Below are 628 nucleotides of genomic sequence, written 5' to 3' on the forward strand. Positions count from 1 at the left end.
CCCCGGCCCGCAGGGCATCGGTGGCCTCGTGGCGCACGGCGAGGAGCGTCGACGCGAGATCGTCGGCGGGCGCGACTCCGGTACGTACCGCCGTGCGCAGCGCCTCGCGCACCGCGCCGGAGTGGAGGCCGCGCGCCGACCAGGCGTGGGCGCAGGCCGCGCAGCAGCACACCGAGAGCCAGCGCGCCTCGTCCGCTGTCCAGGCGCCTTCCGTCTTCTCGTGCACACCCGCGTGGACGACGCCCAACTGCCCGCAGCCTTCGAGTGAGACGCCGTCCACGGGGACGCCGTCCAGGGCCTCGGCGGCGAGCGCGGCGGCGTACGCGCGGACGTCGGCGTGGGAGGGGCAGAGCGCGTAACGGTAGTGCTCGCCGTAGCAGTTGACGACGGTGAGGTCCGGGTGCGCGGTGCCGAGGCGTGTGTCGTGGCCGAGGACGAGCCACGCGGTGACCGCGAGACCTTCCGCGCGCAGGAGGCCGGCGGCGGTGCCGAAGGGATCGGGGTCGCCGCCGGTCCACGAGGGGGGCGCGGGGCGCAGCCGGGCTCCGGCCCAGCGGGGCGCGGTGGGGTCGGGCGGGGGCCGGTAGAGCGCGGAGTGGGCGGCGTCGACGAGGCGGCGGGCGGGGTG

General features: G+C 77.7%; 1 pseudogene. It reads right to left on the bottom strand.

Annotated elements, in window-relative coordinates:
• Window positions 1-628 (bottom strand): annotated as a pseudogene (locus G3I42_RS31980) (hypothetical protein); the annotation flags it as partial.

This window comes from Streptomyces sp. SID11385, assembly GCF_010548245.1.
Classification (GTDB): Bacteria; Actinomycetota; Actinomycetes; order Streptomycetales; family Streptomycetaceae; genus Streptomyces.